We start from the raw sequence: 8,986 nt of genomic DNA on the forward strand, positions 1-8,986 counted from the left end.
CGTTGCCGAAACCCCGGGATCCCCGGGCAGGGGGGTCGAAAGACCTCCCTGCCTCGTTGTGACAACGCGTGCAGAGGCGAGAACGGTTCCACGTCCGGTGCGATTGTGGGCCAGCCCACGGCCGCCCTGCGACTACCGCACCCTTTCCGGACCGTCGTCTGCTTCGTCTACGTCGTCTTCGTCTACGTCTACGTCTACGTCGTCTTCGTCTGCGTCGTCTGCGTTGCCTTCGAAGCGACCATCTTCCCCGTCGAGGTCCCACTCCACGGACTCGGGGTCGTATTCGACCGGCTCCGTGCTCCAGGAGGCCTGCGCCAGCTCCACTCCCGGGACCCCGGAGACCAGGTCGAAGGGGTCGACCAGGTAGGCCAGGGCTTCCGCTTCGTCTTCCTGTACGGCCGATTCCGCGTGCCCGCGCTCCTCGTCGGGCATGAACTCGTCGGCCGCGATGTGCTCCAGCGCGGCCCCGGTGAGGGCCTCGGGCTCGGCCACCTCCAGCACCAAATCCACCCGAAGCCGTACGTACCGTGATGACTCAGAAGTGCTCATGCGACGGAGCGTAATCCTGGAGGCCCCCCGACTTTCCCACGACCCGCCCCTTTCATTAGCATCGGCGCACACGGCCAATTCGCTGCTGCCACAAGGGGGATCGCTCCGTGTCCGCACGTCGCCCGCTGCTCACCGCCATCGGAGCGGGAACTCTCCTCACCGCTCTGTGGTTCGTCCCCTCGGCGAACGCCACCACCGAACACACCGCCATGGCCGCCCCGGCGTCCTCCGGGGCGCCCGCTCGGTCCGCAGGCGTCGCGGACGAGCCGTCCGCGCAGCTCACGCTGGCCGCCACCGGCAGTACGGACACCACGCCGTACCTGCTCGGGGGCACCCTGTGCCTGGGCATCGGCGCCGGGTGCGTGGCCTTCTCGGTCCGCCGCTCGCGGGCCTGGTAGACCACGACGGCAGGGGCCGCCACCGGTGTTCCGGTGGCGGCCCCTGCTGTTTCCGCGTGGTCCGGCGGCGTTCCGCTCGTGTTCCGGTTAGGCCAGCGGGCCGGTGACCGGCTCGACGGCCGCGACCAGGCCACCCGAGCGGACGAACGCATCGGCGGCGGCCAGGTCCGGAGCGAGGAAGCGGTCCGGGCCGGGACCCTCGACGCCCGCGGCGCGGACGGCCGCGATGGCCGCCTGGCTGGCGGGGGCGGGGGTCAGCCCGCGGCGCAGCTCGATCGCGCGCGTGGCGGCGTACAGCTCCACGGCGACGATCCGGGACAGGTTGTCGATCGCGGTGCGCAGCTTGCGCGCCGCCGACCAGCCCATCGAGACGTGGTCCTCCTGCATCGCGGAGGACGGGATGGAGTCGGCGGAGGCCGGTACGGCGAGCCGCTTCATCTCGCTGACCAGCGCGGCCTGCGTGTACTGGGCGATCATCAGGCCCGAGTCGACGCCGGCGTCGTCGGCGAGGAAGGGCGGCAGGCCGTGCGAGCGGTTCTTGTCCAGCAGCCGGTCGGTGCGGCGCTCCGTGATGGAGCCCAGGTCGGCGGCGGCGATGGCGAGGAAGTCCAGGACGTACGCGACCGGGGCGCCGTGGAAGTTGCCGTTGGACTCGACGCGGCCGTCGGGGAGGACGACCGGGTTGTCGACGGCGGAGGCCAGTTCGCGCGAGGCCACGAGGGCCGCGTGCGCCAGGGTGTCCCGGCCGGCGCCCGCGACCTGCGGGGCGCAGCGCACCGAGTAGGCGTCCTGGACGCGCGGGGCCGCTTCCTCCTGGAAGTGCCCGGTGAGCCCGGAGCCCTTGAGCACGGCGGCCATGTTGGCGGCGGACGCTCCTTGGCCGGGGTGCGGGCGGATGGCGTGCAGCTCGGGCGCGAGGACCTTCTCGGTGCCGAGGAGGGCCTCCAGCGAGAGCGCGGCGGTGATGTCGGCGCTGGTGTAGAGCTTGTGCAGGTCGGCGATGGCCATGACGAGCATGCCGAGCATGCCGTCGGTGCCGTTGAGGAGGGCCAGGCCCTCCTTCTCGCGGAGCTCCACGGGGGCGATGCCGGCCTCGGCGAGCAGTTCGCCGGCGGGGCGCACGGTCCCGTCCGGGCCCTCGGCGTCGCCTTCGCCCATGAGGGTGAGGGCGCAGTGCGAGAGCGGTGCGAGGTCGCCGGAGCAGCCGAGGGAGCCGTACTCGTGCACGACGGGGGTGATCCCGGCGTTGAGCACGTCGGCCATGGTCTGGGCGACCTGGGGCCGTACGCCGGTGTGGCCGGAGGCGACCGTCTTGAGCCGCAGGAACATCAGGGCGCGTACGACCTCGCGCTCGACGCGCGGGCCCATGCCGGCGGCGTGGCTGCGGACGATGTTGCGCTGGAGCTGCGCGCGGAGCTCCTGGCTGATGTGGCGGGTGGCGAGGGCGCCGAATCCGGTCGACACCCCGTAGACGGGTTCGGGCTTGGCGGCCAGGGCGTCCACGATCTCGCGGGCGCGGGCGAGCGCGTCCAGGGCCTCGGCGGACAGCTCGATCCGAGCGTTGCCGCGGGCCACGGCGATCACGTCCTCGGCGGTGGTGCCGGACGTCCCCACCACGACAGTGTGCATATCCATATTCAGCACCCTACGGACTGAATCCCTTCATGTCACTAGCAACTTCCGAGGGCGGCCCTTACCCGGTCGGCGGCCCCCGCCACCGGCCCCGCCGGCAGCGGCTCACTCCCGACCTCGGAAGCGGCGGCGCTCGCCGGTGCCGGGCTGCGGGCTGTCGGCGAGCTGCACCACGGCGTGGTCGCGCCCGGCGACGACCGGCTCGGCCGAGCGGGCGGCCTTGGCCTTGTACTGGGCCGCGTCCGCGAGGCGGAACAGCCGCCGGGAGGACCGCACCTGCCCGATCGGGTCGCCGGTGGAGGCGATGCCGCAGGCCACGCCCTCGCCCAGTTCGAGGCCGGCGGCGCGCGCGCACAGCTCTCCCGCGACGGCGACCACGGCGTCCGCGGAGGGCCCGACCGACACGAGGCAGAACTCGTCGCCGCCGAGCCGGGCGGCGAGGGCCCCGGGCAGCTTGGCCCCGCAGAGGCTGAGCACCGAGCCGAACCGTTCCAGCAGCCGGTCGCCGGTCGCGTGCCCGAGGGTGTCGTTGACCCGTTTGAGCCCGTTGAGGTCGCAGACGACGAGGCTGACGACGGCGCCTTCGGTGCGGTGCCGCTCCAGGGCCTCGTCGAGGCTGACGTCGACGGCGCGGCGGTTGGCCAGGCCGGTCAGGGGGTCGGTGAAGGCGAGCCTGCGGGCTTCTTCCAGGCGTTCGTTCTGGGCGAGCCCGGCGGCGATCACGGCGGCGAGCACGGTGGCGAACTCCGCGTCGTCCGCGTCGAAGCCCGCCGCACCCGCCTCGCGCGCCACGTACAGCTCGCCCCAGGCCCGGCCGTGCAGCACGATCGGGGCGACCACGCAGCTGCCGCGGCCGCGGCGCCGGAGCGAGGCCGCCCGGTGCCCGTCACCGGCCGCGGCCTCCACCCAGGCGTGCGGCCCGCCGCCGCCCGCCCAGCGCTCGTGCAGGAACTCCGCGATCTCGGGGAAGTCGTGCACGGGGTACGACTCGTCGACGGGGAACTCCTCCTCGTCGGCCCGCCGCTCGCCCTCGTTCACCAGCACCCTGAGCCGGCCGCGCTCGCGCTCCCAGGCGGAGATGGCGGCGAAGGAGCCGCCCATCGCCACGCGCGCGCCGCTCGCGGCCGCCCGCACGCTCTCCCGCGGCGTGTGCGCCGCAGCCATGGCCTGCGCGAGGCCCACCACGGCTCGCAGCCGCCCGTCAACTCCCATCACCCAAGGTTACGCATTTTTGTCCGATTTGGTGATACTTCCTGCGACATTCAGTCGCAGAGCCGTCACGTTTCGTGACAGCGCAGCTGCATTTGGGGTACGCGGGCGCGGGCCCGCGCACCAGCGCACGGGCCCGCGCGGGCGCGAGGGGCTACTCGCCCGGCCAGTTGGGCCGGCGCTTCTCGTTGAAGGCGGCCACACCCTCCGCGCGGTCGCCCGAGAAGGCCACCGACCGCCAGGCCGCGTCCTCGACCTCCAGGCCCGCCCGCAGGTCGAGCCCGTGCCCCAGCCGCAGGGCCCGCTTCGCCGCCCGCAGGCCCACCGGGGAGTTGCCCGCGATCGTGCCCGCCAGTTCCAGCGCCGCCGCGCGCGCCTCGCCCGGTGCCACCAGCGAGTCCACCAGGCCCAGTGCCAGCGCCTCGGCGGCCTCCACCCGGCGGGCCGTGAAGATCAGCTCGGCGGCCCGCGCCGCCCCCACCCGGCGCGGCAGCAGCTGCGTACCGCCGCCGCCGGGGATGACGCCCACGGACACCTCGGGCAGGCCCACGAGGGCCGTCCCGTCCGCCACGATCAGGTCGCAGGACAGGGCGAGCTCGAAGCCGCCGCCCAGCGCGAAGCCCCCGACCGCCGCGATCGACGGCACGGGGAGCTCCAGGACGCCCGTGTACGCGGCGCGCGCGGTCGGGCGCTGGCGGACCAGCTCCGCGTCCGTCATCGCGTTGCGCTCCTTGAGGTCCGCGCCCACGCAGAACGCCCGCTCGTGCGTGGAGGTCAGGACCACCACGCGCGCGGACGCGTCCGCGGACAGGGCGTCGCAGGCCGCCGCGATCGAGCGCGCCATCTCCGACGAGACGGCGTTCATGGCCTTCGGCCGGTCGAGCACGAGCTCGGCGACATGACCGCCGTCCCCGTGACGGCGTACCTCCACGAACTCGCCGAAGCGCCGACCCTGCTCGGACGTCATGACAGACCCTCCCGGTTAACGAGCGTTACCCGGGGAGCTTAGGGGCTCTCCGCGTGAGCAGCCAGGGTTCCACCACACCGAGCCCGCGGACCGGCCGCTGCCACATCGGCTGGAGCGCGAAGCGATACGGCCGGGCCGGCTCGGCGCCCTCCAGCTCGGCCGACTTCTCCGAGACCGGGGCGTCGCCCGTGCGGCCCAGCTCCTCCGCCAGCGCGCCGTCCACCAGCACGGCGTTCTTGGGCGCTATCGACGTCAGCCTGCTGGCGAGGTTCACCGTGGTGCCGAAGACGTCGCCCATCCGCGTGGTGACCGTGCCGAAGGCGATGCCGACGCGCAGCTCGGGCATCGACTCGTCGCTCTCCATGGTCTCGATGAGCCGCAGGGCGATCTCGGCCGCCGTCCCCGCGTCGTCCGCGGCGTAGAGGACCTCGTCGCCGAGGGTCTTGATGAGCCGGCCGCCGTGCGCGGCCACCAGGTCCGCTGCCGTGGTCTCGAAGGTCTCGACCAGCTCGCCGAGTTCCTCCTCCTCCAGCCGCCGGGTCAGCCGGGTGAAGCCGACGAGGTCCGCGAAGCCCACCGCGAGCCGCCGGTCCACCATCTCCTCGTCGTCCGCGGCCTGCACCACCCGGCCGGTGGCCGCGGCCAGCTGCCGCCGCCACACGTAGACGAGGAACTCCTCCAGCTCCGGCAGCAGCAGCTCGACCAGCGGGTACGTGACCTCCGTGCGGGTCATGCCGGGCTCGGGGGGCTCGGTGAGCCCCTCCAGGAAGGAGTCGATCTGCCATTCCGCCAGACGTGCCGTGGTCTGACCGGTGGACCGCGCCACCTGCACGGCCATCGGCTCGCTCAGCAGCCCCGCCTCCACCAGGCCGGCCAGCCGCCGCAGCGCCAGTACGTCCGCCTCCGTCAGCGCCTTGGCCTGGCCGATGTCCGCGAAGCCCATCGCCCGCCAGAAGCGGGACGCGAGCTCCATGGAGACACCGGCGCTGCGGGCGGCCTGGAAGGGGGTGTACCGGCGCTCGGCGCCGAGGATCAGCTGCTCCAGCCGGATGGCGAGCGGATCCGCGGTCGGTTCGGCCGTGTGGTCGACCTCGTGCAGCGGTGTGTGCTGGTCCCGCCCGATCGGCGTGGCGGGGCCGGTTCCTGCTGCTCCCGCGGATCCGGACGGGCCGGACGAGCCGGTGGGTCCGTTGGGTCCGGGCGCGCTGGAACCAGTGTCGTCGACGGTCAAGGGCCGCCTCCTGTCCATTCCGCGCGCACTGCCCTGCCGATCCAGGTGATCACCGATGGGACCGGCGATCGCCTAAACCATACGGCAGGTGTGCCGTAGCTCACTCCCCACCGGCCGCACCTACTGACCGGCGCGCAGATGAACCACGTCGCCCGCGCTCACCCGCTCGCGTTCCCCGTCCGCCGTACGGACCACCAGCCGCCCGTCGGCGTCCACCGCCTCGGCCGTGCCGGTCAGCTCCCGGCCGCCCGGCAGCTCCGCCCGCACGTGCCGCCCGAGCGTCGCACAGCCGGCCGCGTACGTCTCCTGGAGCCCGCTCTCCGAGGGGTCCCCGCCGGCCTCGGTCCAGCGCCCGTACCAGTCCTCCAGCGAGCGCAGCACGGCCTTCAGGAGCGAGTCGCGGTCCGTGACGGCGGCCTTGGCCAGCGCCAGCGAGCCCGCGCCAGGCACCGGCAGCTCCTCCTCGGTCAGGGTGACGTTCAGCCCGATGCCGATCACGATCCCCCCGTCCGGCCCGGCCGCGCGCTCGGCGAGGATCCCGCCGGTCTTGCGCTCGTGGCCGTCGATGGTCACCAGCAGGTCGTTGGGCCACTTGAGTGCCGTGTCCACGCCCGCCGACCGCGACAGCGCGGTCGCGGCGGCCACCCCGGCCAGCAGGGTGAGCCACCCCCACCGCTCCTCGGGCACCCGCGCCGGGTCCGGCTTGAGCAGGACGGAGAAGAACAGCCCGGACCGGGCGGGCGCCGTCCAGGTCCGGTCGAGCCGGCCGCGGCCCTGGGTCTGCTCCTCGGCGACGAGCACGGCCCCTTCGTGCAGTTCCGCCGCCCGGGCGGCGAGGTCGGTGTTGGTGGAGCCGGTGCTCGCGACCAGTTCCACGGAGGTCCACAGGCCGTCCGGGGTGACCAGCGACCGCTGCAGCGACGAGAGCACGAGCGGCGGCCGGTCCAGGCTGGTCCAGCGGCCGGACGAAGCGGGAGATGAGGCATCCGATGGCGTCATGCAAGCCACATTAGGTGTGGGGAACGCCGCACTGCCGAGCGCCATGCGCGCCGATACGCTACGTGCCAGTAGCCATCAGTAGTCATTAGGTTGACCAGGCAGGGAGCCGCGACCCCGATGTCACAACCCTCAGAGTCGTCAGTGCCGACGCAGATCGACATCCACACCACCGCGGGGAAGATCGCGGACCTCAAGCGCCGTACCGAAGAGGCGACGCATGCGGGTTCCGAGCGGGCCGTGGAGAAGCAGCACGCCAAGGGCAAGCTGACGGCCCGTGAGCGGGTCGACCTGCTGCTGGACGAGGGCTCGTTCGTCGAGCTGGACGAGTTCGCACGGCACCGTTCGACGAACTTCGGCATCGAGAAGAACCGCCCGTACGGCGACGGAGTCGTCACCGGCTACGGCACCGTCGACGGCCGCCCCGTGTGCGTGTACTCCCAGGACTTCACCATCTTCGGCGGCTCGCTCGGCGAGGTGTACGGCGAGAAGATCGTCAAGGTCATGGACTTCGCGCTGAAGACCGGCTGCCCGGTCATCGGCATCAGTGACGGCGGCGGCGCGCGCATCCAGGAGGGCGTGGTCGCCCTCGGCCTCTTCGCCGAGATCTTCCGGCGCAACGTCCACGCGTCCGGCGTGGTCCCGCAGATCTCGCTGATCGTCGGCCCGTGCGCCGGCGGCGCGGTCTACTCGCCCGCCATCACCGACTTCACCGTGATGGTCGACCAGACCTCGCACATGTTCATCACCGGCCCGGACGTCATCAAGACCGTCACCGGCGAGGACGTGGGCTTCGAGGAGCTGGGCGGCGCCCGCACGCACAACACCGTCTCGGGCGTGGCGCACCACATGGCCGGCGACGAGAAGGACGCGATCGAGTACGTCAAGTCGCTGCTCTCGTACCTCCCTTCGAACAACCTGTCGGAGCCGCCGGCGTTCCCGGAGGAGGCCGACCTGGAGGTCTCGGAGTCCGACCTGGACCTCGACACCCTCATCCCGGACAGCGCCAACCAGCCGTACGACATGCACACGGCCATCGAGCACGTGCTCGACGACGGCGAGTTCCTGGAGACCCAGGCGATGTTCGCGCCGAACATCGTCACCGGCTTCGGCCGCGTCGAGGGCCACCCGGTCGGCGTGGTCGCCAACCAGCCGATGCAGTTCGCCGGCTGCCTGGACATCAACGCCTCGGAGAAGGCCGCCCGCTTCGTGCGCACGTGCGACGCCTTCAACGTGCCGGTGCTGACCTTCGTGGACGTCCCGGGCTTCCTCCCGGGCACGGACCAGGAGTACAACGGAATCATCCGGCGCGGCGCCAAGCTGATCTACGCGTACGCCGAGGCGACCGTCCCCCTGATCACCGTCATCACCCGCAAGGCCTTCGGCGGCGCGTACGACGTCATGGGCTCCAAGCACCTCGGCGCGGACCTCAACCTCGCCTGGCCGACCGCGCAGATCGCCGTCATGGGCGCGCAGGGCGCGGTCAACATCCTGCACCGCCGCACGATCGCCGCGGCCCCCGACGACGAGACCCGTGAGGCCACCCGTGCCGAACTGATCGCCGACTACGAGGACACCCTGCTCAACCCGTACATCGCGGCCGAGCGCGGGTACGTCGACGCGGTGATCCTGCCGTCCGAGACCCGTGCCCACATCGTGAAGGGGCTGCGCCAGCTCCGCACCAAGCGCGAGTCCCTGCCGCCGAAGAAGCACGGCAACATCCCGCTGTAGCAGAAGGGCTGTTCGCATGATCAAGGTCGTCAAGGGCAACCCGACCCCGGAGGAGCTCGCCGCCGCCCTGGCGGTGGTCCAAGCCCGCGCGGCGGCGCTCGCCTCGGCGCCGTCGGGCGCGGCGGCACCGGTGCCGGACGAGTGGTCCCACCCGGCACGGGTGGCGCGCCACCGGCTGCCGCAGCCGGGGCCGCGCGCGTGGGGCCGCACGTACTGGCCCGGCTAGCAGAAGATGATCCCGTTGGACGGTGGCGCCTGAGTACCCGTACTCAG

At 72.7% G+C, this 8,986-nt stretch carries 9 protein-coding genes; 3 read left to right on the forward strand and 6 right to left on the reverse strand.

Going from position 1 to position 8,986, the window contains the following annotated elements:
* Nucleotides 1–132: 132 nt before the first annotated feature.
* On the reverse strand, nt 133–549 hold the full coding sequence (locus ACZ7H1_RS24515) for a hypothetical protein (protein WP_470789644.1): 417 nt from the start codon (nt 547–549) through the stop codon (nt 133–135).
* Nucleotides 550–656: 107 nt separating this feature from the next.
* On the opposite strand from ACZ7H1_RS24515, the gene ACZ7H1_RS24520 reads away from it, so the two are divergent.
* Entirely contained in the window at nt 657–947 is a 291-nt protein-coding gene (locus ACZ7H1_RS24520) for a hypothetical protein (RefSeq protein WP_470789646.1), read from the forward strand.
* A gap of 87 nt (nt 948–1,034) precedes the next feature.
* Here ACZ7H1_RS24520 and hutH read toward each other — a convergent pair whose 3' ends face one another.
* From hutH to ACZ7H1_RS24545, 5 genes are all read right to left on the reverse strand, one after another.
* Complete coding sequence (gene hutH / locus ACZ7H1_RS24525) at nt 1,035–2,576, reverse strand: histidine ammonia-lyase (RefSeq protein ID WP_470789764.1); 1,542 nt, start codon at nt 2,574–2,576, stop codon at nt 1,035–1,037.
* 108 nt (nt 2,577–2,684) lie between these two features.
* Nucleotides 2,685–3,791 (reverse strand): GGDEF domain-containing protein, encoded by a 1,107-nt coding sequence (locus tag ACZ7H1_RS24530; RefSeq protein ID WP_470789648.1) that lies wholly within the window; start codon nt 3,789–3,791, stop codon nt 2,685–2,687.
* A gap of 151 nt (nt 3,792–3,942) precedes the next feature.
* Nucleotides 3,943–4,755 (reverse strand): enoyl-CoA hydratase/isomerase family protein, encoded by an 813-nt coding sequence (locus ACZ7H1_RS24535; RefSeq protein ID WP_470789650.1) that lies wholly within the window; start codon nt 4,753–4,755, stop codon nt 3,943–3,945.
* 25 nt (nt 4,756–4,780) lie between these two features.
* A complete protein-coding gene (locus ACZ7H1_RS24540; RefSeq protein ID WP_470789652.1) occupies nt 4,781–5,986 on the reverse strand; it encodes an adenylate/guanylate cyclase domain-containing protein in 1,206 nt (401 codons plus the stop codon).
* Nucleotides 5,987–6,106: 120 nt separating this feature from the next.
* On the reverse strand, nt 6,107–6,985 hold the full coding sequence (locus ACZ7H1_RS24545; protein ID WP_470789654.1) for a biotin--[acetyl-CoA-carboxylase] ligase: 879 nt from the start codon (nt 6,983–6,985) through the stop codon (nt 6,107–6,109).
* Between the two features lie 117 nt (nt 6,986–7,102).
* Between ACZ7H1_RS24545 and ACZ7H1_RS24550 the strand changes: the two genes are divergently transcribed.
* Entirely contained in the window at nt 7,103–8,713 is a 1,611-nt protein-coding gene (locus tag ACZ7H1_RS24550) for an acyl-CoA carboxylase subunit beta (protein ID WP_470789656.1), read from the forward strand.
* Nucleotides 8,714–8,729: 16 nt separating this feature from the next.
* Nucleotides 8,730–8,939: an acyl-CoA carboxylase epsilon subunit gene (locus ACZ7H1_RS24555; RefSeq protein ID WP_470789658.1), complete on the forward strand. Its 210-nt coding sequence runs from the start codon at nt 8,730–8,732 to the stop codon at nt 8,937–8,939.
* Nucleotides 8,940–8,986: the final 47 nt, after the last annotated feature.

It is taken from the genome of Streptomyces sp. NPDC037401 (genome assembly GCF_055602345.1).